Here is a 528-nt window from a genome sequence, read left to right as displayed (position 1 = left end):
CCCTCGAGAACGTTGTTCAGGTATTTCACCTGCCGGTGCTCCACCGTCTGAGGGCAGATTCCCTCCGCCTTCAGCTCGGATATTGCCTTGGCCAGAGCTGGTGCCTTGTCGGTGTTGATGACCCGCGGGGACCCGGCTGTCGTATTCGATCGCAGCGTCTTGGCCAGGAAACGCTTGGCCGCAGCCACATTCCGTTTTGGTGAGAGGTAGAAGTCTAAGGTCTGCCCACCGGCGGTAATAGCCCGGTAGAGATAGCACCACGTGCCGCCGACCCGGATATAGGTCTCATCCACCCGCCAGGACTGGGCCTGCCAGTCGGGTACCTGCCGGTACCAGCGAGTGTGCTTATCCAGCTCAGGGGCGTATTTCTGCACCCAGCGGTAGATCGTGGTGTGATCGACTGGCACACCCCGCTCGGTCATCATTTCTTCGAGGTCGCGGTAGCTCACGCCGTAGCGGCAGTACCACCGCACCGCCCACAGGATGATGTCACGGGGGAAATGCCGACCGGAGAAGATGCCCATGGCT

General features: G+C 61.2%; 1 protein-coding gene. It reads right to left on the bottom strand.

Features of this window, described 5'->3' with window-relative positions:
• Positions 1-524, bottom strand: a 524-nt coding sequence (locus QKD99_RS11535) for an IS6 family transposase (RefSeq protein ID WP_347951492.1), incomplete at its 3' end; no start/stop codon positions are given.
• Positions 525-528: the final 4 nt, after the last annotated feature.

The organism is Corynebacterium sp. c3Ub_189 (genome assembly GCF_039907195.1).
Taxonomy (GTDB): Bacteria; Actinomycetota; Actinomycetes; order Mycobacteriales; family Mycobacteriaceae; genus Corynebacterium.
Note: the sequence above shows the minus strand (reverse complement) of the source record. Positions and strands in the feature narration are given on the sequence as shown.